A 19913-nucleotide genomic window follows, 5' to 3' on the forward strand; every position below is an offset into this window, starting at 1 on the left:
TGAAGGGCGTGAGCCATACCCCATCGCACTGCAATGGCATACGGATCCTACCGAGCCGGAGACACCCTCCGCGAAATCAGTCCCCGCACTCCGCTGCGCAGGCCTCCTCGAAGAAGGCCGCCATCTCGGAGTTCTCCTGCAGCGACTTCATCAGCCGGTCCCGCTCGGCGTCGTCGACCTGCACGGGAGCGACCCCGTGGGCCCCGGTGAGCCGGCGGAAGCCGCCGCGGCTCTCCAGTTGCCCGTGCACCCGCACCGGCAGCCCGACCAGGTGCGCGTGCCCGGCGACCCGGTACGCCTCCTCGTCCAGGGTGATCTTCACGTGCGGGACCTCCGCCCCGGCGAGCACCCGCAGCCGTACGGTGCCCTCGCCGCGCGGCCCCGACCTGCGCAGCCGTACGACCGCGCCGGTGATCCGCACCGGTACCGAGGGTTCCCCGCGCCGGTAGCGGGCCCCTGCCTGCCGCAGTACGGGCAGGTCGCCCGGGGAGAACTCGACGGGCTCGGCGGATCCCGCGCACCCCTCGGGGACTCCTGCCGCCGGGTCCCACTCGACGGCGATCCGGGCGCCCTCGGTGCCCCGGACCAGGGCGACGATCGCCTCGGTGAGCTCGTGGCTGACGCCCGCCTCGACGGCCCCGTCGAAGGCGTGCATGCCGCCGGTGGCGCGCTGGTAGTCGATGGCCTCACGGGCGGCGTACAGGGCCTGGTGGAGGCGGACGGCCAGGGGGCGGTCGGTGGCCACGGGCACGAAGGCGCTGAGCCGGCCGTCCTCGGCGGGGCCCACCAGGACGTGCTCCAGGGACGCGGCGGCGGTGCGACGGTGCCGGGCCCCGTGGTAGCCGGCACGCGCGTGTGTGGCGAGCGCGCCGGCGAGCAGCATCCGGCGGGCGGCGATGCGCAGCTGCTCCTCCACGGCCCACGTCGCGGCGCCGCCGGGTCCGGCCGGTACGTCCCGCCACCAGCGGATCTCGTCGCTGGGCACGGCGAGGGAGAGCAGGATCTCGCGCGCGGAGGGCATCGGGCTGCGGGACAGCGCGAGCAGGGCGTCGCCGAGCAGGTCGTCGCTGTCGGGGAAGGCCCGGCTCTCGGGCACGAGCAGGCTCATGGCGCTCCCGCCCGGCCCGGGCGGGGTCCAGCGGCCGTAGCGCCCGGCGGCGCCGCCGCGCCGCTGCCAGCCGTGCCGGTGGAGCAGGGCAGCGAGGACGGCCGGGTCGACGTCGCCGGGCTCGGGCGGCCGGCCGCTCCAGGCGGCGTCCACGGGGTGTGGGCGTACGGGCCGCAGGCGCTCCTCGGTCGGGCGGTGCGTCACGGTTTTCCTCCCGTCCCGACCCGCGTCATGATCTCGCACAGCGCCCGGTCGTCGAAGATGCGTGAGGTCGGGATCCGCACGGTGGTGCGGCGCCGGCCGGTGACCGGGTGTCCGGCGAGGTTGGTCCAGTAGCAGCAGTGCCTGAGGTCGAGCCGGTCGTGGCTCGCGCGCAGCCAGTCGTCCCGCGAGCGCGGCACGAGCATCACGACGAGGATCTTGTGCACCGAGACCGGGGTGCGGGCGAGCTTCGCCAGGTGCTCGTTGTCGAGCGTGAAGGAGAAGGAGCGGCCCGGCGGGTTCGGCGGGACCTGGTAGGTCGCCTTGAGCTGCACCTTGATGGTGACCTCGTCGTCGACCGTGTGCCCGGGCGCGCTGTGGCTGACGTGCCAGTCGATGCCGTTGTCCGGAAAGGGCTGGGACAGCGAGCATCCCGCCGCCGCCGCGACGGCGTGCAGATAGCCGACCTGCAACGTCTCCATGCATGCGGTGGTGGCGAGGGTGCCGCGCGTGGGGGCCGTGCGCTCGGGCAGCAGCCCGCCCCGTTCGGGCTGCGCAATGGCCATGACCAACAGCCTTCCAGAACTGGTGAAACCCCGTTGCGGGCCTGTGAACTGGACAGACCCGTACTCCTGTTGTGTCCTCCCGGCGTACGGCGCAAACAGCCCGGGTATCACCGAATCGGGCAGCGGACGGTGCGTCAACTGCCGAAGGTGAACGAGGGGTTGTTGGGTATGACGTGCTGGTACGAAGGGCCGCTGGCCGCTTTCGACACGGAGACGACGGGCGTGGACGTCGAGACCGACCGGATCGTGTCGGCCGCCGTCGTCGTCCAGGACGCCCCGGGCATCCGGCCGCGGGTCAGCCGCTGGCTGGTGAACCCGGGGGTGCCGGTGCCCGCCGCGGCGACGGAGGTGCACGGGCTGACGGAGGATCACCTCCAGCGCAACGGCCGCTGGCCGGCGCCGGTGATGTACGAGATAGCGGAGGCGCTGGCCGAGCAGGCCCACCACGGCCGTCCGGTCGTGGTGATGAACGCGCCGTTCGATCTGACGCTGCTGGACCGCGAGTTGCGGCGGCACCGGGCCTCGTCGCTGGGCCGCTGGTTCGAGGCGGCACCGCTGTGGGTCCTCGACCCGCGGGTCCTGGACAAGCACCTGGACCGCTACCGCAAGGGCCGTCGCACCCTGACGGACCTGTGCGCGCACTACGGCGTCGCCCTGGAGGGCGCGCACGACGCGGCCGCCGACGCCGTGGCCGCGCTGGAGGTCACCCGGGCGGTGGGCCGCCGGTTCGCGTCCCGGCTGGAGCGTCTCTCCCCCGGTGAGCTGCACACCCTCCAGGCGGTGTGGCACGCGGCACAGGCCCGGGGCCTGCAGGCGTGGTTCGCCCGCAGCGGCACGGAGGAGGAGGTCGACCCAGCCTGGCCCCTGCGCCCGGACCTGCCGGCGGCGGCCTGACCACACCTGTACGTACAGGACGAAGCCGGTCCGGCAAGACGGACCGGAGGAGGTGCGGGTGGCGGAGCCCCGTCGCGCGGCGAAGCGGCGCAGAACACGACGATGGCGACTCCGCCTGCGCAGTGTGCAGGCACGAGCCGCCATCGACATGGTGGGCGATACTGGGATCGAACCAGTGACCTCTTCGGTGTGAACGAAGCGCTCTCCCGCTGAGCTAATCGCCCGGGAACGCACTGAACAATACAGGTCCCGGGACGGTTCCTTCAAACGGCTTGCAGGTGGGCGGCCAGGCCGCGTGCACCGGCTCGCATCATCAGCGTGTGGTTGGCCCGCAGGACAGGCCGCCCGGGCACGGCGAGCCACCGCAGCAGCGGCTTGCGGACGTCGACCTCCTGCTCGTAGCGCGCGAGGGTGCCGGACCCCTGGGCGGCGAGTGTCCAGCGCGCCCAGCCCTCCATGTCTCCGGACAGCGTGACTTCCAGGACCCCCGCCCCGGGATCACGCCGCCGCTCCCGCAGCGTCGAGGTCAGGTCGAACGGGAGCAGAGAGCGGAACCGGATCACCCCGCTGGTCTCGCCGAGCCGGGCGACCTCCCGGACCTGCGGCCACCAGCGAGGGTAGTCCTCGACCCGTTCCAGCGCCTCGTACACGGCCGGCACGGGCGCGGGCAGCACCCACAGACTGCGGAATCGGTAGTGGTTCCAGTCCATGGGCGCAGTGTGCCCGGCCCGTGCCCGCCGCTCACGTGCGGCTAGGGCATCCTGTCACCCAGCAGTGCCAGGTTCTCGATGGCGGCGAGTCCGTACAGCGAGGTGTCGTTCGTGGACACCCAGGGCGCCTCGCTGCCCGGCACCAGCGTGAGCGGGCCGCTCAGTTTCTCGGTCTTCCAGGGCGCCGACTCCTTGTAGCCGTCGGAGTTGTAGAACTTGTCCCACGCACGCTTGGCGAGCTTCTCGTCGCCCGTCTGGACGGCGGCGTACGCGTCGAGGCGCGAGTGGCCCTGGAAGAGGATCAGGGAGCCGAAGTTGCTGCCGTAGCGGGCCGCTTGTTCGGCCCTGGTGGCGTTGAAGTAGCGGCAGTAGTCGAGGTACGCCTCCTTGAACTTCGGCATGTCGACGAGGTCGATGAGCTCGGCGCACAGTTCGTTGAGGCCGAAGACGGCCGACAGGTGCGAGACCTCGACCTTGGGCTTGTCGGCGACGGCGAACTTGCCGGTGTCCAGGTCGTACAGGCCGCTGCCCTGCACGAAGCCGTTGGGCTGGGCGGCGATGGTCTCCATGGTGGACAGCACGCGCGCGCGTGCCTTCTCCCACTTGGGGCCCTTGCGCTCCCACTCGGTCAGCCACGCCGAGACCAGGCCGCTCCAGTCCGTGCCGAAGCCGATCGACAGGGCGTGCCGGTCGGGCGTGTACGGCTCGGTACGGATCTTGCGGAGCGGGTCGAGGGCGAGGAAGGTCTCGTCGGAGTCGACGTTGGCCCGCATGAGGTCGCCCACGCGTTCGTCGGCGGTGAGGAAGTAGTAGTAGCGCCGGTACGTGGTGTTGGCGATGCGCTGCTGTTTGGCGCTGTCGGCCCAGTGCTGCACACCGTGCCGGGTACCGAGGCCCGCCCATGCGCCGAGGTGGTAGACGTCGACCTCGCCGGTGTGCCGGGTCATGGCCTCGGCGAAGCGGAAGATGTCGGCGCGGCCGGAGCGCAGGTACGCGTACCAGAGCCACAGGTCCGGCGACAGCTCGGAGTTGTCCCAGGCGTAGCCGCCGACGTCGTAGCGCCACTGGTGCCGGACGGTGTCGTAGGTATGCATGATGTCGCCGTAGTCCCAGAAGCCGTACCACCGGCGCATCTCCACCTGGTCCTTGTAGTAGGTGAAGAGGAAGTCTAGGTGGTCCTCGATCTTGGCCTTGGCGGGGGTGGAGCGGTCCGGCTCGGAGAACAGGCCCGGTCCGAAGACCTTGGCCTTGATGAGCTGCTTGGGCGGGGCGGCGAGCTGCGGCAGCACGCGGACGGCCTCGACCTGCTCGGCGAGCGTCTGGGCGCTCGGGGTGGACGCGTTGGCCCAGAACATCAGCTCGGAGGTGCGGGCGATGCCGTACGGCGTGCCGAACTTCGGCTCGTAGTCCTCGTAGGTGATGTTGAGGCCTTCGAGCTGCTCGGGGAAGGTGTCCTGGCCCATGCCGTCGTGGTAGAAGCGCAGGTCCATGGGCTGCGCCTCGGGCGACCAGAGCCAGAGGGTGACCTCGGCCTCGTCGGTGTGGGCGCCCCGGATGTCGAGCTGGGCGGGGAACTTCTCCCAGAAGTCGCGCAGGCCGAAGGAGAGGCCGCCGCTGACGCCACCGACGTAACCGAATCCGGAGGCCCGTCGGCCACCGCCTGCGCCGATCCAGCCGTATCCCTTCTTGGTGCGCTTGCGCAGGGTGAAGCCGTCGGCGGACAGCTGCGAGAGGGTGTAGTCGCCCCACTCGGGGATGTACTGGAGCCGGGTGGTGACCCGCTGGTCCCAGGTGGAGGGGTCCGGCAGCTTCCTGCCCTCGTACTGCGCCTGCTGCACGGCCGCGCCCGGGTCGCGGCGCAGGCCGGTGATGCCCTTGACGGCCTCGCGCAGCAGGCCGGTGCCCTCGCCCCCGATGCGGATGTGGCGGTCGTAGGACTCGTCCCGCATCGGCACGGTGAAGCGGACGCCGATGCCGCGGACGAAGTCACCGGATGCCTTGCCCGGCTCCTGGGTGCCGTCGTAGGTGATGGTGTGCACCATGCGGAAGGAGTCGGCGCCCGCGAAGAAGTAGAGGCGGATGGAGAACGGCAGCCAGCTCCGGTCGCCCTTGCGGTGCTTGCCGTCGATGCGGACCACGGCCCGGACCGGGCCCTCCTGCTCGACCTTCACCTCGGAGATCGCGCCGTCGAAGCGCTCGGTCCTGACCGTGCCCTGGTCGCCGTCCTGGAACTCGGGCTGACGGATGAGGACGAGCCGGCCGTTCCTGGCGATCTCCGTCGAGCCCCGGGTGACCGACTTGATGAGGGTGGCGCCGGACTTGCCGATCTTCGCGGTGATGACCCCGGTCGAGATGTCGATCGTGCCGCCGCGCTTGTCGACGGTGACCTTCTTCTCGGGCGCGGCGGGGGTGCCGGCGGTGAGGGTGAGCTTGCCGTTGCCGGAGCTGACGGCGTGCGCGGTCCACTTCAGGGAGCCGTCCGGCCAGTAGGCGAGCGGCCAGGACTGCACGGGTACGGCCTTGCCGTCCGCGTCCGTGAGCGCGAAGGTCTGGGCCTCCTGGTAGACGCCCTTGGGCCAGGGGACGCCGACGGTGGCGCCCGGTGCGGCGCCCAGGCCGCCGTCCTCCAGCCAGTTCAGGGTCACCGGGTCGGCGTCGGCGGGCTCGGATCTGGGGGCTGCTTCGGCGTCCTGCGCCCCCAGCGCCCAGCTGAACTGGGCGGCGGCTGTGGCGACGGCGGCCGCCTTGAGGAGGGACCTGCGGGGGATGGGAGACATGGGAGATCCACCTTTCCTTTCCGTGCGGGGTGCAAGGGGGCGGTCAAGGGCATGACAGACACAGGGGTGGCGCCGAGGCGCCGATCTGGCGTGCCTCGTGGGTGTCAGCGGTGCCGGTACCGCTCCTCAACGGCGACGGCGGCCGCCGCGACGGCCCCGAGCACCGGGGCCGCCAGCGGCGCGGCGAACCAGGCGGACAGGGCGACCACGGCCAGCCCGCCGACGAGCAGGAAGGAGCCGACGGGGTCGAGCACGGTGCGGCGCCCCGCCGCGGCGAGCAGGGTGCGCCACCGGTCGCCCGGCGTCCAGGCAGCCGCCGCACGCAGCCCGGCCACGGCGAGCCCGATCAGCGCGAACAGGCCGACGGCCCCGGCCAACGGCCCGCCGGGAAGGCCGGCGCGCGCCGCCTGGACGTCCACCCAGACCGCGGCCAACGCGGCCCACCCGGCGAGCCCGGCGAGCCAGCCGCCGCGCACGGCCGTACGGAAGTCCGCGACGAACTCCCGCCAGCCGCCGCCCTCATGGGCGGTGCGGCGCCGCAGGTGCCGGGCCCCGGCGGCGAACGCGGCGGGGTAGGTGACCACGCCCAGCGAGGCCACCGCGATCCAGACGCCGGTGAGCAGACACTCCGCGAACAGGCCGAACCGCTCGGCCAGGGCGGACTCGCGCCGGGAGGCACGGGCCTTCACGCGTGCTTCGGCCATGGTGGACCGCCTCAGCCCTTCAGTCCGGACGTCGCCATGCCGTCGATCAGGTATCGCTGGAACGCGAGGAAGAACAGCAGCACCGGCAGCAGCGCGATCAGCGACATGGCGATGAGTCCGCCGTAGTTGGCGGCGACGCCGTCGGAGTCGCGGAACATCATCATGCCGAGCGAGACGGTGTACTTGCCGGGCTCGTTGAGGTAGATCAGCGGGCCCATGAAGTCGTTCCAGGCATTGATGAAGGTGAAGATGGCGCTGGTGATGAGCGCGGGCCGGCACAGCGGCAGCACGATCGACCAGTAGATCCGGAAGTGCCCGCAGCCGTCGATCCGCGCGGCCTCGTCCAGCTCCCTCGGCAGGTTCCGCATGAACTGCACCATGAGGAAGACGAAGAACGCCTCCGTCGCCAGGTACTTGCCGAGCAGCAGCGGCACGTAGGTGTTGATCAGCTCCATCTTCTGGAACATCACGTACTGCGGGATCAGCAGCACGTGGTACGGCAGCAGCAGGGTGCCGATCATCAGGGTGAACATCAAATTCCGCCCGGCGAAACTGACCTTCGCGAAGGCGTACGCCGTCAGCGAGCAGGAGATCAGGATGCCGGCGACCGAACCGAGCGAGTAGACCAGGGAGTTCTGGAAGAACGTCCAGATCGAGATGTCGGCGATCCCGTCGGCCAGGCCCTTGAAGTTGTCGAGGATGGGCTTGGCCGGGAAGAGGTCCAAACTGTTGATGATGTCCTTGCTGGGCTTGAACGAGGCGCCGATGACCCAGACGACGGGATACAGGACGACCGCGAGGACCAGCAGGGAGCCCAGGTGCCAGGCGAGCGAGCCGGTCCGCTTGCGGCCGACGCCCAGCGGCTTGTTGGCGGTGGGGGTGGTGACACTCATCGGGCGCCCTCCTCGTAGTGCACCCACTTCTTCTGCGACCAGAAGAGGACGGCCGTGACCAGGGCGACGGCGAGCAGCAGCATCCAGGCCATCGCGGAGGCGAAGCCCATCTGCGCGTTCTTGAAGCCCTGCTGGTACAGGTAGCAGGTGTAGACGAGCGTGGCGTCGGCGGGGCCGCAGTAGGTGTTGGAGACCACGTACGCCGAGCCGAAGATCTGGAACGAGTGGATGGTCTCCAGCAGGACGTTGAAGAACAGCACCGGGGAGATCATGGGGAGCGTGATGCTCCAGAACCTGCGGAAGGGTCCGGCGCCGTCCATCTCGGCCGCCTCGTACAGCTCCCTGGGCACCTGCTTGAGCCCGGCCAGGAAGATGACCATGGGCGCGCCGAACTGCCAGACGGTCAGCGCGACCAGGCAGTACAGGATCCAGTCGGGGTCACCGACCCAGCCGCCGGTGTGGACGCCGAAGAGCGACATCGTCCGGTCGACGATGGCGTCGTCGGAGAAGATCGAGCGCCAGACGAAGGCGACGGAGACGCTCGCGCCGATGAGCGAGGGGGCGTAGAACGCGGCCCGGTAGAAGGCCTGTCCGCGCCGGCTCTGTGCGAGCAGCAGGGCGACACCGAGGGCCAGCAGCAGCTTCAGCGGGGTGCCGATGACGACGTACTTCGCCGTCACCTCGACGGACTTCTGCCACCGCGGATCGTCGAACATCCGGGTGAAGTTGTCGAAGCCGATCCAGTTCGGCGTACTGAAGAGGTTGTAGTCGGTGAACGCGAAGTACAGGGAGGCCACCATCGGCCCCGCGGTCAGGAGCAGGAAGCCCGCGATCCACGGGGACATGAAGAGGTAGCCGACCAGGTTCTCCCGGCGGTCCCGCCGCCTGACGGCGGCGGGGGCGGGGGAGCCGGCCTTGCGGGTGTCGAGCGGAGACTCCTTGACGAGCGTCACAGTGGTTCCCATCAGGCTTGGAAAGCGGCCTCGGACTCGTCGAAGAACTGCTTCACCGCGTCGGCGACCTTCATCTTGCCCAGGCTCATGTCGCCGGCGATGCGCAGGAAGGCGGCCTCGACGGTGTCGGCGCCGGACGGGTGCGGCGTGATGGTGCCCAGGACGCCCGCCTTGGCGGTCTTCTCCTCGTACTGGGCGATCTCCTTCTCGACCTCGCCGGTCGGCTTGAAGGCCTCGTACTGCTCGGTGCTGGCGAGGATGCCCCGGTCGTAGCCCATGATCTTGCCGACCTCGGGGTCGTGGACCATGAAGTTGATGAACTGGGCGACTTCCTTGGGGTGCTTGGTGCGCGCCGAGGCGCTCAGCATCAGGGAGGCGAGGTACTGGCCGGTGTTCCTGCCGTCCGTGGTGGGGATCGGCGCGAGGCCGTAGTCGCTGTCGCCCTCCGCCGTGTAGCGGACGGTGAAGTTGTCCCAGGTGAACTCAGAGGCGCCGTGCTTCGCGGTGACCGAGGACTTGGGCCGGTCCTGCTGAACGGTCTTCGGGTCGGTGATGATGCCGGCCTTGACGCGGTTGTAGCCGTCCTGCCACCACTCCGTCAGATCGGCCCGGTCGAAACCGAGTCCGTCCTTGGTGAAGAACGCCTTGCCGTTCTGACGGAGGTACAGGTCGTACAGGTACATGATGCTGAAGTAGCCCGTGTCGCCGGGGACCTTCGTCTTGTCATAGATGGTCTTGAGGGCCTTGAAGTACTCGTCCCAGGTCCAGCCGGGCTGCGCCTCGACGCCCGCCTGCTGGAAGACCTTCTTGTCGATGACCAACGCCATGGTGTTGGAGCCGACGGGGATGCCCAGCTGCTTTCCGTCGACCTCACCGACCGAGGCGACACCCTCCCGGAAGTTGTCCAGGCTCAGGTTTCCCGCGTCTATCTGGGACTTGAGGTCGAGAAGGATCCCTCTCTTGTCGTACTTCCGAAGAAATGCGATGGCGTTCTGGAATACGTCCGGCGGATTTCCGCCCGCGGCCTGCGTCTGGAACTTCTCCCAGAATGCGACGTAGTCCTGGAAGTCCGTCTTCACCTTGATCTTCGGATACTTCTTCTCGAAGAGCTTGATGGATTCGTTGATCCTCTTCGCGCGCTCGTCGGCACCCCACCACGAGTAACGGATCGTCACCGTGCCGTCGCCGGAGCCCCCGTCCCCACCGCAGCCGGTCGTCGCGGCCAGCCCGAGGGTGGCCGCCGAGGCTCCCGCCGCCTTCAGGATCGTGCGCCTCTCCACATTGCCGGTTGCCATAGTCGGGCCCCTCCCCGCAGCATCGTTGCCGCTCATGAATCGTTTCAAGTAAGCGCTTGCTGGCACAAGTTACGGAGGGGCTGAGGGTGCGTCAATGATTCGGACAGGATTTCTTGCGGGGCGCGCCGGCGGAGTGGGTGGCTGGAAGGGGCGGCGCTGGACGGCAGCCGGCCTGAAGCAGCAGGTGAGGGAGCCGCTGTCCGGGGGTGGCTTGCTCGGGGTGAGGCGTGGGCGGCTCAAAGTTGTCGGGGGTGGGTGAGGCGGCGGGAGGTCGGTGGCGGCCGGGATGGCGTTGGGGGCGGGGAGAAGGTGCGTCAGCGCACCGCTCCCCCAGCGGGGCGTCGTACGGCCGACCGCCCGAGGGGGTCGCAAGGCCAGTAGGCGCCGGGACTGTCGGGCGCCGGCACCGGACCCGTCCCGCACTGCCGGCCGCCCGGGGCCGGCTTGGTCACCGGTGATCCGGCCGAGTCGCCACCCGCCTCGGCCGTCCGGCGCCCGGCCAGGGGTCGGGGCGCGGGAGGACTGCGGGCGCGCGGCTAGCACTCCGGCGCGGCAAGCGCCACCCGAGCGGAAGGGCGCACCTCCCAAGCCCCCGGCCCGGCACGGTCGCTCGGCCCCTCAGCCACACCGACCCACCGGGCACCCTCACGGGGGGCGCACGACGCCGTGCGCACAGAACACCGGCGGCCCACCTGCACTGTCGCAGGTGGGCCGCCGGTTCCGGGTGGGCGATACTGGGTTCGAACCAGTGACCTCTTCGGTGTGAACGAAGCGCTCTCCCACTGAGCTAATCGCCCGGGCGCAGGAAGAACATTACCCCATGTCAGGGGGTGCCTGTGACCAGCGCGGGCCGCGCACCGGCACCCCCGTGACGGGTCACTGGTCCTTGATCTTCCAGGGCATGACGATCCCGAATTTCCACAGGTAGATCCCGACGAGAACGCCCACGATCACCAGGCCGACCGAGGTCAGGATGATGTTGCGGCGCCGGACCTTCGGGTCCAGGGCCCGCTCCGCCGCCTCGGTGACCTTGCGCTTGGTCCAGCGCAGCACCAACTGGGCCCATACGAACTCCGTCGCCCAGATCGCCATGCCGCCGAAGATCACGACCCAGCCCGGCCCTGGCAGCGGCAGCATGATGATGCCGGCCACCACGACCGCGAGACCGATGACGAAGACGCCGACCTGCCAGCTGAGGTGCAGCATGCGGCGCGCTTTGATGAATTCCGGCGCCCGCGAGCCGAGCCCCCGCTGCTCGCTGTGCACCCCGTCCACCTTCGTCTCGTCCGACGCCACGGCCACCTCGCCCGGCCTGTTACTCCCCGTATTCATACGGCCAAACACTACCGGAGCGAAACCAGTCACCGGAATGGCGGCACGACGCGTGGGATCTCTCGGCCGGAAGAGTTACGTAAAGGCACGCAAAACACTCAGAGGGGTTTACAACGGCACCGTAGGTGGCATGTCGATTTCGCCGACGTGCGAATCCCCGAGCGCACACTGAGCGAAAGGCCCTGGCGCTTATGAACACCACGGTCAGCTGCGAGCTGCACCTGCGCCTCGTTGTGTCGAGCGAGTCCTCCCTGCCTGTTCCCGCAGGCCTGCGGTACGACACGGCCGACCCCTACGCCGTGCACGCCACCTTCCACACCGGAGCCGAGGAGACCGTCGAGTGGGTGTTCGCCCGCGACCTCCTCGCCGAGGGACTTCACCGCCCCACGGGCACCGGCGACGTCCGCGTCTGGCCGTCGCGCAGTCATGGTCAGGGCGTCGTCTGCATCGCCCTGAGCTCCCCGGAGGGCGAGGCCCTGCTCGAGGCCCCCGCACGGGCCCTGGAGTCCTTCCTGAAGCGGACCGACGCCGCCGTGCCGCCCGGCACGGAACACCGGCACTTCGATCTCGACCAGGAGCTCTCGCACATCCTGGCGGAAAGCTAGGGCGAGGCCCTCACAAAGCCGCCCGGCGCCGTCGACTCGGGGAGACGGCTCGGGCCCGGACAACCGCATACGGTAAGCACCGGCGCCTCCTCGCACTGCGGGGAGGCGCCGGTTCTTTCGCCGATCGACGCCCGGCGGGGAACCGCGGTGCCCGTTGCGGCGTTGTATTCGAAGCCGTGTGCGGGCCGAAGCCGCTCGGACGCTTGTCGGAGCCATTACCATCGGCCAGCATCGGCGGGCGCCCGCCCGACCCCCAGGCCAGGGAGCGAAACGTGCTGATCACCCACGACACCCGGTGCGCCCTCGACACCGTGGTGGATCTGGTGAACACCGCGCCGGAGGACGACACGGCGCCGGACGCACTGCCGGACGTCGCGGCTCTCGACGACTTCGTACGAAACCACAAAATGAGCGATGTCGGGGTGCTGTCGGAGTTCGACCTGTCGGCGGTGCGCAAGGTACGTGCCCGGTTCGCCGACGTCTTCGCGGCCCCCGACGCCCGCACCGCCGCCAAAGTGATCAACGAGCTGGTCGCCGCAGCGGGCACCACGCCCCGGCTCACGGACCACGACGGCTACGACTGGCATGTGCACTACTTCGCCCCCGGCGCCTCCGTCGCCGACCACCTGGCCGCCGACTGCGGGATGGCGCTGGCGTTCTTCGTGGTCGCCGGTGAGCAGGAGAGGCTGCGGCGCTGCGAGGCCCCCGACTGCCGGCGCGCCTTCGTCGACCTCTCCCGCAACCGCTCACGGCGGTACTGCGACAGCCGCACCTGCGGCAACCGCCTGCATGTGGCCGCCTACCGGGCGCGACGCAAGGAGGCGGCGGGCTGACGTACGCCCCCGGGGCGGACGGTGGCCGCACGGACACGGTGTCGGCGCGGCCCCGGCGGGTGGCGCCGGGGACCGCGGGTACGGCTCACAGGAACAGCAGGTCGTGCAGCGCGGCCGTGAGCAGCAGACATCCGATCACCGCAAGGAAGATCATCAGCGGTGGCTGGGATAGGGCGAAGAGGCAGCCGCGCGGTTCGTCCCGCGGCGGCGCGGCGTTGCTCTGTGTCGTGTCCAGCATCTCGCGGGCGATGATGGCGCATGGGACACACACCACGCGATCAGCACAGTGGCGACGAACGAGAGTGCGCCGGTTTCCGTGCGGTCCGGTTCACGTCGTGATCGTTTGCGCACGAGCCCGCACCCACTGTGTCGTTTCAGTGCGTCGTACGCAGGTCATATGCCGTGCTTCTTCAGAATGGCCTCGATGTCGCTGAAGTCCTCGTCGCCCCGGGGCGCGGCCGCCGGCTTGGCGGCCGGGCGGGAGCCCGGACCCAGCGAGGGTGCCGAGGCCGCCGGTGCCACCGCCTCGGGCCCGGCCGCCCGGGCCGCCTTGCGCTCCTTGCGGGTGCCGCCCCGGCGGCGCTCCGCGACACGGGTCGTCGTGAACAGCACCCAGGACAGGCCGAGGACGCCGAATCCCGCCCAGGCCGTCGGGCTGAAGGCGGTGTCGGCCAGCCAGTCGACGACGCCGGTCAGCACCAGGCCGAGGGGGACGAGCGCGTAGGCGGCGATACGGGCCGCCGCGAGGAAGCGTTTGCGGTACGCCGTCACCGCCGCGATGCCCAGGCCGGCCGCGGACACGGCGGAGCAGACTGTCTCGGCGATCATCCGGTCCTCCAGGCAGGGCTCGGTCGGGTGGCGGGCACTTCGTCCTTCCATCCTGCACCTCGCGGACCCGGCTCGACCATGCTCCGGCCGGACATCAGGGACATCTCCGGGTCGACTCCTCCGCAGGTGCAGGTGCGGGCGTACGCCCCCCGGCCGCCGTGACCTGCGAGGTCCGGTTGGGTCGCCGGGAACCGGGCTGGGAGACTGGGAGCATGAGCGACTCCTCCCCCGACCGTCCCACCGCCCCCGTCCTCGACGTCTGGTGCGAGCTGCAGTGCCCGGACTGCCGCAGCGCCCTGGACGACCTGCGTGCCCTGCGGGCCCGCTACGGCGACCGCCTGGAGCTACGGCTGCGGCACTTCCCGCTGGAGAAGCACCGGCACGCCTTCGCCGCCGCGCAGGCCGCCGAGGAGGCGTGGGCGCAGGGCCGGGGATGGCCGTACGTCGAGGCCGTGCTCGAGCGGGTCGAGGAGCTGGACCGTGCGGGAGAACCCTTCCTGGTCGAGGTCGCGCGTGAACTCGGCCTGGACGCCGAGGAGTTCGACACCGCGCTGATCGACGGCCGGCACATCCTGATCGTGGACGCCGACCAGGCCGAGGGCAAGGCCATCGGTGTGACCGGCACCCCGACGTACGTCATCGGCGGCGAGCGCCTGGACGGCGGAAAGAGCCAGGAGGGGCTGCGCGAGCGCGTCGAGGAGATCGCCGACCGGCTGCTGGCCGAGCAGCGGGGCTGACCGCCCCCGTCTCCTGCCCCGGGCTCACAGCAACTGCTTGTAGAGGGCGTACTGCGTCGTCTCGTAGCCGAGTGACTCGTAGAGCCGCTCGGCCGGGGTGTTGCCCGCGAAGACGTTGAGACCGATGGTTCGCTGCCCCGCGGCGATCGCCTGGGCCTCGGCCAGCAGCATCAGCGTGCGTCCGTGCCCCCTGCCGCGGTGGGCGGCGTCGGTCTCGACGTCGAACACGAAGGCGTCCTCGTCACGCACCGCCAGCCACAGGGTGCCCACCGGCGTCCCCTCGTGTTCGAGGACGCTGAGCAGCATGCCCGGCGTGCCGTGGCCGTCCGGCAGCAGGGTTGCGTGGTCCTTCTCTGACTTGGCCCGGGCCTCGGCCTCCGGAACGCCGCGCTCGATCCAGGCCCGGGCGTAGTCCTCCTTGCCCTTGGCCAGCCAGGGCCCGAACTCGTCCTCCGTCATGGGCCGCGCGCGGCTGCCCTCGGGCAGCACCGGCGGGGTGTCGCCGAGCGGCTTGGCCATGGCGCGGTTGCGGACGACGTAGCCGAGTGCCGTGGCCAGCCGGAACGCCGTCTCGGCGGTGGCGGGGACCGACGCCTCGATACGCCGGCAGCCCCAGCCGCGCGCCACCTCCTCGGCGGCGAGCGCGGCCACCGTGCCCCGGCCGCGCCGGCGGTCCGGCTCCTCGATACGCAGGTCCAGGACCCGGGCGACGGCGGTGCCGAAGACGGGATGGGTGGCGAGGTGCACCGCGCCCACGGGACGGCTGTTCACGCACACCCGGTAGCGGCGCGAACGCGTGCCGTCGGCGTTGTTCTGAAGCGGCTCGGCGGGCCGCAGGGTCGTGGTCATCAGGGGTGTTCTACCCGCTGCCGCGGCCCGCGTCAGCCCCATGTTCTCCGCCGCTGCGGATCCGCTACGGATCGAGGTCGTCCCCGGACCGCTCGTCGAAGATCCGCATGGCCTTGGCGGTCACCGGCCCCGGTGCGCCCGGCAGTTCGCGCCCGTCGACGCGGTGCACGGCCTGGACGTCCCGCAGGGTGGAGGTGAGGAAGACCTCGTCGGCCCGCTCCAGGACGTCCAGCGGCAGGTCGGTCTCCTTCGCGCCGGTCCACTCGACCGTCAGCGCGCGCGTGACGCCCGCCAGGCAGCCGGAGGACAGCGGCGGGGTGTGGATCTCGCCGTCCAGGACGACGAAGACGTTCGACCCGGTGCCCTCGCAGAGCTGGCCGACGGTGTTGCCGAACAGGGCCTCCGAGGCGCCCTGTTGGTGGGCGCGGGAGAGGGCGACGACGTTCTCGGCGTACGAGGTCGTCTTCAGTCCGGTGAGCGCCCCTCGCTCGTTGCGGGCCCAGGGGACGGTGATCACGGCGGTGGAGTCGGGGCGGCGGGTGGTCTCGCCGAGGGCGACCACCAGGGTCGGGCCGTGCTCGCCGCGGTCGGAACCGAGCGGGCCGTGGCCGCCGGTGTAGGTGATGCGCAGCCGGCCGAGCGGCATCGGGTTGGTGTCGAGGACGGCGGCGCAGGCGCGGCGCACCTCGTCGAGGTCGGGGTCGGGCAGGCCGAGGCCGCGCGCCGAGCGGGTCATCCGGTCCAGGTGCCGGGTGAGGGCGAAGGGGCGGCCGTCGACCGCCTTCACCGTCTCGAAGATGCCGTCGCCCACGGTCAGTCCGTGGTCGAAGACGGAGACGCGGGCGGACTCGATGTCCTGCAGCCCGCCGTCGAGCCAGATCTTCACGTCAGGGTCCCTTCACTCACCTCGTACGCTCCCGACGCTACCGCGAGCAGCCGGGACGCCTTCAGCTCGGTCTCGCGCCACTCTCCCTCGGGGTCGGACCCCCAGGTGATGCCGGCGCCGGTGCCGAACCGCAGCACGCCGTCCTCCCGGTCGATCCAGAAGGTGCGGATCCCGACGGCCAGCTCTCCGACGCCCCGGTCGGCGTCGACCCAGCCGATGCCGCCGCAGTACGGGCCCCGGGGCGCCGTCTCCAGCGCGTCGATGATCCGCAGGGCGCTCGACTTCGGCGCGCCGGTGACCGAGCCGGGCGGGAAGGCGGCGGCGAGCAGTTCGGGCCATCCGGCACCGGCCCGCAGCTCACCGCGTACCGTCGAGACGAGGTGGACGAGCCCGGGGTGCTTCTCGACGACGCACAGGTCGGGGACGGTCACGCTGCCGGTGGCGCAGACCCGCCCGATGTCGTTGCGGACCAGGTCCACGATCATCACGTTCTCGGCGTAGTCCTTCTCCAGCAGGTCCGCCTCGGTGCGCCCGGTGCCCTTGATCGGTCCGGACTCGACGGTCCGCCCGTTCCTGCGCAGGAACAGTTCGGGGGAGGCGGTGGCGATCTCCACGCCGTGCCCGGGCAGGCGGATCGTTCCTGCGTACGGCGCCGGGTTGCCTCGCGCCAGCAGCGCGATGAGCGCGTCCACGTCCGCGCCGGGCTCGACGGGTGCGGACAGCACGCGGCAGAGGTTCGCCTGGTAGACCTCGCCGGCCGCGATGTGCTCGCGTATGCGCCGTACGGCGGCCGTGTACGAGGCGTGGTCGAGCGAGGACGTCCAGTCACCGGCGGCCGGACCCCGCCACGCACCCGGCACCGGAGCGGGTACGGCCTGCTCCCGTACCTCCCGGAACCGGGCACAGGTCAGACGGCCCTCGAAGTCCGCGCACACGGCCCAGAAGCCACGGGAGTCCAGGGCCGCGGGATCGTCGGTGACATCGAGGAGGCCGGTGGCGAAGCGGTCGCCGAAGCGGGCGAGAGGAGGGAGGTCGAGCACGCTGTCGAGTCTATGGCGGGTGTCCTCCGGGTGACCTGGCCCTGTCCCTCCGGGGACCCTCGGCGGGTCTCTGAGCAGGCGCAGCGCAGCACGCTGCACAAACGCGTTTTTGTACTGGCCCCGGAATCCGCTAGAGTTCAACACGTCGCCGAGCCGCGAGAGCGGATCGAAACGACAAGCGGACGTAGCTCAGTTGGTAGAGCGCAACCTTGCCAAGGTTGAGGTCGCGAGTTCGAGCCTCGTCGTCCGCTCGAAGGAACAGGGGATCGTCCCGGTCCCCTACACTCCTGGTGGAGTGGCCGAGAGGCGAGGCAACGGCCTGCAAAGCCGTCTACACGGGTTCAAATCCCGTCTCCACCTCCAAGGACGATTAGCTCAGCGGGAGAGCGCTTCCCTGACACGGAAGAGGTCACTGGTTCAATCCCAGTATCGTCCACTGGATCTTCGGATCCCCCGCGCGATTAGCTCAGCGGGAGAGCGCTTCCCTGACACGGAAGAGGTCACTGGTTCAATCCCAGTATCGCGCACGCAGCACCCGCGATCTTCGGACCGCGGTCCCGAGGACGATTAGCTCAGCGGGAGAGCGCTTCCCTGACACGGAAGAGGTCACTGGTTCAATCCCAGTATCGTCCACACCGCACCACCAGCCCCCGGCCGTCCCGTACGGCCGGGGGCTCGGCCGTGTCAGGACGAGAAGAGCATGTGGCCGAAGCTCTTGTTGCGGCGGTGGCCGTGGTGACCGTGACCGCCGTGCGGGGCGCCCCACGCGGGGGCTGGCGGGGCCGGCGGGTACGCCTGCGCGGCGGGCGGGGGCGGCGGCGCAGGCTGGGACCACTGGGCCTCCAGACGGGTCAGCGCCTCCAGCTCGCCGTAGTCCAGGAAGATCCCGCGGCAGTTGGCGCACTGCTCGATCTGGACGCCGTTGCGGTTGTAGGTGTGCATCGGTGCGTGGCACTTCGGACACTGCATGGGCTCAACTCCTCGCCGGTCGGTCCTGCTTCGGGTACCGCCAGGACAGACTCTGTCCGGCCGCGGTCGGTTGCACCCTACTTCGCGTCCCTCTGCGCCAACTGCGGCGGTACGGACGCCATGCGCGCACAGGCGTCCACGAGCGACTCCTCCACCTCGTCCAGGGCGCGTCCCGCCGCGACGGCCTTGGCGATCGCCCGGGCGGCGCTCTGCACGGTGAGGGCCCGGGCGGGGACGTCCAGGGCGGGCCAGGGGTCGCCGTCCGCGGGGACGGCCGGGCCGCCGGCGAGCCGGTAGGCGGTGAGGAAGCGGGCCCACTCGTCGGGCGGGAGCAGTCCGCAGGCGTACCAGGCCGCCGGGCGGGCCAGGTCCCAGGCCGGGACGCCGGTGCCCAGGTCGTCGACGTCGATGAGCAGCCAGGGGCCGGCCGGGGCGGGGTGGCGTACGAGCTGGCCGAGATGGAGGTCGCCGTGGCACAGGGTGGAGGTGTCGGGCATCGGGGCCTCGGCCCTGGCCCAGGCGGGCAGCGCCGCCCAGGCGTCCAGGACGGGCGTGGCGGCGGGGTGGGGGACGGCGTCCCGGAGGCGGGCGACGGCCCGGGCCGCCTTGGCGGGGCCGCGCATACGGGGCAGGTCCGCGGGGGCGGGAGCGCGGTGCAGCCGCGCGAGGAGTGTGCCGGCGGCCTCCCAGGGTGCCGCGTCGGGGTCGTCCGGGTCGACCGGGGTGCCGTACGGCCAGAAGGTCACGAGCCGCCCGTGCAGTGCGGCCGGCGTCGGGACGAGTGGGGGCAGGAGCACGTCCGGGAGGCCGACGGCGACGGTCAGGCGGCGGGTCAGGTCCGTGGGGTGGGTGTCCGGGGCGTGGGCCTTGGCGACGGTGTCCGCGTGGCGGACGACGGTGCCGTCGGGGCGGTCGGCGAGGGTGGCGGTGATCCCGCAGGGGCAGGCTGAGGCGCGGGTGTGCGCCGTGGCTGTGACCTGGGCGGTCAGGTCGGGGAGGAGGGGAGGTGCTGCGGTCACGGGGCTCCCTGCGGTGGGGGTGTGGTGGCGAGGGTACGTGGGGTCCCGCCGGGTGCGCCGCTGGCCTCCGTTTTCGGGTGGCGTGGGGTGGGCTGCCGGGTGCCGCGTTTGCGGGTCGCGTGGGGCGGGCCGCCGGACACCACGTGCGCGGAGCGCGCGCGGTGGACCGCCGAGCTCCGCTTTCTCTGGTTGGGCGAGGTGGGCGCCTGGCCGCCCACGACGGTTGCGCGAGCCGGCGTCGTGCCGCCTCCGGGCATCTCCTGTCTCAAGGCAAAAGCAATGCCGGCGCAGCTCCCCAGCTGCGCCGGCATCTGTGCCGTCCGCCGCACCCCCGTCCCCACGGGGTTTCATGGGTGGATGTCCCCGCCCGGACCGCTCTTCCGGGCCTGGGGTCGCCGCTCAGCGCCCCAGCATCACGCCCACGGACGACGCCTGTGTGGCCACCGTCTCCCAGCCGTCGAAGACGACGAGAAGCAGGGCCGCCAGGGGAAGGGCCATGAGCGTCGCCACCAGGGGGTGGCGGCGACCCTGACGGCGCGGACGGAGCGTCGTACGCCCCTGCGTGCGGAGCAGTGTCCGCGGTGCCGTGTAGGCCATGGTCCCTCTCCTGACCGTCTCTGTTGTGGTTGACAGCGGCGGGTGTCTGACCTCGGGGGACGAGTGCTGCACCCGCCGCTTGACCTCAAATCTAGGCGTCCGGCGCGCGGCGGTCGT

Annotated in this window: 21 protein-coding genes and 7 tRNA genes; 9 read left to right on the top strand and 19 right to left on the bottom strand. The window is 71.0% G+C overall.

The window, feature by feature from the left end; all coding sequences use genetic code 11:
* Nucleotides 1-76 precede the first annotated feature (76 nt).
* Together ACFPZJ_RS27860 and ACFPZJ_RS27865 are read right to left on the bottom strand one after the other, a co-directional pair.
* The gene (locus ACFPZJ_RS27860) at nucleotides 77-1312 is read right to left on the bottom strand and encodes a hypothetical protein (RefSeq protein ID WP_381027037.1); all 1236 of its coding nucleotides are present in this window, start codon (nucleotides 1310-1312) and stop codon (nucleotides 77-79) included.
* The gene (locus ACFPZJ_RS27865) at nucleotides 1309-1875 is read right to left on the bottom strand and encodes a DUF4365 domain-containing protein (RefSeq protein ID WP_381027040.1); all 567 of its coding nucleotides are present in this window, start codon (nucleotides 1873-1875) and stop codon (nucleotides 1309-1311) included. The genes ACFPZJ_RS27860 and ACFPZJ_RS27865 overlap by 4 nt, the downstream gene beginning before the upstream one ends.
* A gap of 168 nt (nucleotides 1876-2043) precedes the next feature.
* On the opposite strand from ACFPZJ_RS27865, the gene ACFPZJ_RS27870 reads away from it, so the two are divergent.
* Entirely contained in the window at nucleotides 2044-2769 is a 726-nt protein-coding gene (locus tag ACFPZJ_RS27870) for a 3'-5' exonuclease (protein ID WP_381027042.1), read from the top strand.
* Between the two features lie 149 nt (nucleotides 2770-2918).
* Here the strand turns inward: ACFPZJ_RS27870 and ACFPZJ_RS27875 are convergent.
* The 9 genes from ACFPZJ_RS27875 to ACFPZJ_RS27915 form a co-directional block, all read right to left on the bottom strand.
* Nucleotides 2919-2993 (bottom strand) — tRNA-Val (locus tag ACFPZJ_RS27875).
* Nucleotides 2994-3032: 39 nt separating this feature from the next.
* Nucleotides 3033-3479, bottom strand: coding sequence for an SRPBCC family protein (locus tag ACFPZJ_RS27880; RefSeq protein WP_381027045.1), 447 nt, complete (start codon nucleotides 3477-3479; stop codon nucleotides 3033-3035).
* Between the two features lie 41 nt (nucleotides 3480-3520).
* Nucleotides 3521-6256, bottom strand: a complete 2736-nt coding sequence (locus ACFPZJ_RS27885) for an exo-rhamnogalacturonan lyase family protein (protein WP_381027048.1) — start codon at nucleotides 6254-6256, stop codon at nucleotides 3521-3523.
* 104 nt (nucleotides 6257-6360) lie between these two features.
* Complete coding sequence (locus tag ACFPZJ_RS27890) at nucleotides 6361-6960, bottom strand: hypothetical protein (RefSeq protein ID WP_381027051.1); 600 nt, start codon at nucleotides 6958-6960, stop codon at nucleotides 6361-6363.
* An 11-nt stretch (nucleotides 6961-6971) separates the two neighbouring features.
* The gene (locus tag ACFPZJ_RS27895; RefSeq protein ID WP_381027054.1) at nucleotides 6972-7853 is read right to left on the bottom strand and encodes a carbohydrate ABC transporter permease; all 882 of its coding nucleotides are present in this window, start codon (nucleotides 7851-7853) and stop codon (nucleotides 6972-6974) included.
* On the bottom strand, nucleotides 7850-8818 hold the full coding sequence (locus ACFPZJ_RS27900) for a carbohydrate ABC transporter permease (RefSeq protein WP_381027057.1): 969 nt from the start codon (nucleotides 8816-8818) through the stop codon (nucleotides 7850-7852). Before ACFPZJ_RS27900 ends, ACFPZJ_RS27895 begins: the two co-directional genes overlap by 4 nt.
* Complete coding sequence (locus tag ACFPZJ_RS27905) at nucleotides 8818-10101, bottom strand: ABC transporter substrate-binding protein (protein ID WP_381027059.1); 1284 nt, start codon at nucleotides 10099-10101, stop codon at nucleotides 8818-8820. Before ACFPZJ_RS27905 ends, ACFPZJ_RS27900 begins: the two co-directional genes overlap by 1 nt.
* A gap of 725 nt (nucleotides 10102-10826) precedes the next feature.
* A tRNA-Val gene (locus tag ACFPZJ_RS27910) sits at nucleotides 10827-10898 on the bottom strand.
* Nucleotides 10899-10977: 79 nt separating this feature from the next.
* Nucleotides 10978-11433: a TIGR02611 family protein gene (locus tag ACFPZJ_RS27915; RefSeq protein ID WP_381027062.1), complete on the bottom strand. Its 456-nt coding sequence runs from the start codon at nucleotides 11431-11433 to the stop codon at nucleotides 10978-10980.
* Between the two features lie 191 nt (nucleotides 11434-11624).
* Between ACFPZJ_RS27915 and ACFPZJ_RS27920 the strand changes: the two genes are divergently transcribed.
* Both ACFPZJ_RS27920 and ACFPZJ_RS27925 read left to right on the top strand, forming a co-directional pair.
* Nucleotides 11625-12038 carry an SsgA family sporulation/cell division regulator gene (locus ACFPZJ_RS27920; protein WP_004002642.1) on the top strand — a complete coding sequence of 138 codons (414 nt, stop codon included), beginning with the start codon at nucleotides 11625-11627 and terminating at the stop codon, nucleotides 12036-12038.
* 272 nt (nucleotides 12039-12310) lie between these two features.
* Nucleotides 12311-12871 carry a CGNR zinc finger domain-containing protein gene (locus ACFPZJ_RS27925; RefSeq protein ID WP_381027064.1) on the top strand — a complete coding sequence of 187 codons (561 nt, stop codon included), beginning with the start codon at nucleotides 12311-12313 and terminating at the stop codon, nucleotides 12869-12871.
* A gap of 85 nt (nucleotides 12872-12956) precedes the next feature.
* On the opposite strand, the gene ACFPZJ_RS27930 is transcribed toward ACFPZJ_RS27925, so the two are convergent.
* Nucleotides 12957-13109, bottom strand: a complete 153-nt coding sequence (locus tag ACFPZJ_RS27930) for a hypothetical protein (protein ID WP_381027067.1) — start codon at nucleotides 13107-13109, stop codon at nucleotides 12957-12959.
* 155 nt (nucleotides 13110-13264) lie between these two features.
* A complete protein-coding gene (locus ACFPZJ_RS27935) occupies nucleotides 13265-13750 on the bottom strand; it encodes a hypothetical protein (protein WP_381027069.1) in 486 nt (161 codons plus the stop codon).
* A 161-nt stretch (nucleotides 13751-13911) separates the two neighbouring features.
* Between ACFPZJ_RS27935 and ACFPZJ_RS27940 the strand changes: the two genes are divergently transcribed.
* Nucleotides 13912-14436, top strand: coding sequence for a DsbA family protein (locus ACFPZJ_RS27940; protein WP_381027072.1), 525 nt, complete (start codon nucleotides 13912-13914; stop codon nucleotides 14434-14436).
* Nucleotides 14437-14460: 24 nt separating this feature from the next.
* Here ACFPZJ_RS27940 and ACFPZJ_RS27945 read toward each other — a convergent pair whose 3' ends face one another.
* From ACFPZJ_RS27945 to ACFPZJ_RS27955, 3 genes are all read right to left on the bottom strand, one after another.
* Nucleotides 14461-15285: a GNAT family N-acetyltransferase gene (locus ACFPZJ_RS27945; RefSeq protein ID WP_381027075.1), complete on the bottom strand. Its 825-nt coding sequence runs from the start codon at nucleotides 15283-15285 to the stop codon at nucleotides 14461-14463.
* A 64-nt stretch (nucleotides 15286-15349) separates the two neighbouring features.
* Nucleotides 15350-16171, bottom strand: a complete 822-nt coding sequence (locus tag ACFPZJ_RS27950) for an aminotransferase class IV (RefSeq protein WP_381027078.1) — start codon at nucleotides 16169-16171, stop codon at nucleotides 15350-15352.
* Nucleotides 16168-17211 (bottom strand): chorismate-binding protein, encoded by a 1044-nt coding sequence (locus ACFPZJ_RS27955; protein WP_381027081.1) that lies wholly within the window; start codon nucleotides 17209-17211, stop codon nucleotides 16168-16170. The genes ACFPZJ_RS27950 and ACFPZJ_RS27955 overlap by 4 nt, the downstream gene beginning before the upstream one ends.
* 178 nt (nucleotides 17212-17389) lie before the next feature.
* Here ACFPZJ_RS27955 and ACFPZJ_RS27960 point away from each other — a divergent pair.
* The 5 genes from ACFPZJ_RS27960 to ACFPZJ_RS27980 all read left to right on the top strand — a co-directional run bounded on the left by ACFPZJ_RS27960 (nucleotide 17390) and on the right by ACFPZJ_RS27980 (nucleotide 17844).
* Nucleotides 17390-17462 (top strand) — tRNA-Gly (locus ACFPZJ_RS27960).
* A gap of 38 nt (nucleotides 17463-17500) precedes the next feature.
* A tRNA-Cys gene (locus ACFPZJ_RS27965) sits at nucleotides 17501-17574 on the top strand.
* Between the two features lies 1 nt (nucleotide 17575).
* A tRNA-Val gene (locus ACFPZJ_RS27970) sits at nucleotides 17576-17647 on the top strand.
* Nucleotides 17648-17666: 19 nt separating this feature from the next.
* Nucleotides 17667-17738 (top strand) — tRNA-Val (locus ACFPZJ_RS27975).
* Nucleotides 17739-17772: 34 nt separating this feature from the next.
* Nucleotides 17773-17844: transfer RNA gene (locus ACFPZJ_RS27980), tRNA-Val, on the top strand.
* Nucleotides 17845-17895: 51 nt separating this feature from the next.
* Here ACFPZJ_RS27980 and ACFPZJ_RS27985 read toward each other — a convergent pair.
* The 3 genes from ACFPZJ_RS27985 to ACFPZJ_RS27995 form a co-directional block, all read right to left on the bottom strand.
* Complete coding sequence (locus ACFPZJ_RS27985) at nucleotides 17896-18180, bottom strand: TFIIB-type zinc ribbon-containing protein (RefSeq protein ID WP_381027084.1); 285 nt, start codon at nucleotides 18178-18180, stop codon at nucleotides 17896-17898.
* A 77-nt stretch (nucleotides 18181-18257) separates the two neighbouring features.
* Nucleotides 18258-19199, bottom strand: coding sequence for a phosphotransferase enzyme family protein (locus tag ACFPZJ_RS27990; protein WP_381027086.1), 942 nt, complete (start codon nucleotides 19197-19199; stop codon nucleotides 18258-18260).
* A 399-nt stretch (nucleotides 19200-19598) separates the two neighbouring features.
* Nucleotides 19599-19796: a hypothetical protein gene (locus ACFPZJ_RS27995; protein WP_381027089.1), complete on the bottom strand. Its 198-nt coding sequence runs from the start codon at nucleotides 19794-19796 to the stop codon at nucleotides 19599-19601.
* Nucleotides 19797-19913 lie beyond the last annotated feature (117 nt).

Source organism: Streptomyces bullii, assembly GCF_042657145.1.
Taxonomy (GTDB): domain Bacteria; phylum Actinomycetota; class Actinomycetes; order Streptomycetales; family Streptomycetaceae; genus Streptomyces; species Streptomyces bullii.

Excerpts from the sequence above, each read along its gene's own strand:
- ACFPZJ_RS27865 (WP_381027040.1), bottom strand. The coding sequence starts at position 1,875 with ATGGCCATTGCGCAGCCCGAACGGGGCGGGCTGCTGCCCGAGCGCACG.
- ACFPZJ_RS27870 (WP_381027042.1), top strand. The coding sequence starts at position 2,044 with ATGACGTGCTGGTACGAAGGGCCGCTGGCCGCTTTCGACACGGAGACG.
- ACFPZJ_RS27880 (WP_381027045.1), bottom strand. The coding sequence starts at position 3,479 with ATGGACTGGAACCACTACCGATTCCGCAGTCTGTGGGTGCTGCCCGCG.
- ACFPZJ_RS27885 (WP_381027048.1), bottom strand. The coding sequence starts at position 6,256 with ATGTCTCCCATCCCCCGCAGGTCCCTCCTCAAGGCGGCCGCCGTCGCC.
- ACFPZJ_RS27890 (WP_381027051.1), bottom strand. The coding sequence starts at position 6,960 with ATGGCCGAAGCACGCGTGAAGGCCCGTGCCTCCCGGCGCGAGTCCGCC.
- ACFPZJ_RS27895 (WP_381027054.1), bottom strand. The coding sequence starts at position 7,853 with ATGAGTGTCACCACCCCCACCGCCAACAAGCCGCTGGGCGTCGGCCGC.
- ACFPZJ_RS27900 (WP_381027057.1), bottom strand. The coding sequence starts at position 8,818 with ATGGGAACCACTGTGACGCTCGTCAAGGAGTCTCCGCTCGACACCCGC.
- ACFPZJ_RS27905 (WP_381027059.1), bottom strand. The coding sequence starts at position 10,101 with ATGGCAACCGGCAATGTGGAGAGGCGCACGATCCTGAAGGCGGCGGGA.
- ACFPZJ_RS27915 (WP_381027062.1), bottom strand. The coding sequence starts at position 11,433 with ATGAATACGGGGAGTAACAGGCCGGGCGAGGTGGCCGTGGCGTCGGAC.
- ACFPZJ_RS27920 (WP_004002642.1), top strand. The coding sequence starts at position 11,625 with ATGAACACCACGGTCAGCTGCGAGCTGCACCTGCGCCTCGTTGTGTCG.
- ACFPZJ_RS27930 (WP_381027067.1), bottom strand. The coding sequence starts at position 13,109 with ATGCTGGACACGACACAGAGCAACGCCGCGCCGCCGCGGGACGAACCG.
- ACFPZJ_RS27935 (WP_381027069.1), bottom strand. The coding sequence starts at position 13,750 with ATGGAAGGACGAAGTGCCCGCCACCCGACCGAGCCCTGCCTGGAGGAC.
- ACFPZJ_RS27940 (WP_381027072.1), top strand. The coding sequence starts at position 13,912 with ATGAGCGACTCCTCCCCCGACCGTCCCACCGCCCCCGTCCTCGACGTC.
- ACFPZJ_RS27945 (WP_381027075.1), bottom strand. The coding sequence starts at position 15,285 with ATGACCACGACCCTGCGGCCCGCCGAGCCGCTTCAGAACAACGCCGAC.
- ACFPZJ_RS27985 (WP_381027084.1), bottom strand. The coding sequence starts at position 18,180 with ATGCAGTGTCCGAAGTGCCACGCACCGATGCACACCTACAACCGCAAC.
- ACFPZJ_RS27995 (WP_381027089.1), bottom strand. The coding sequence starts at position 19,796 with ATGGCCTACACGGCACCGCGGACACTGCTCCGCACGCAGGGGCGTACG.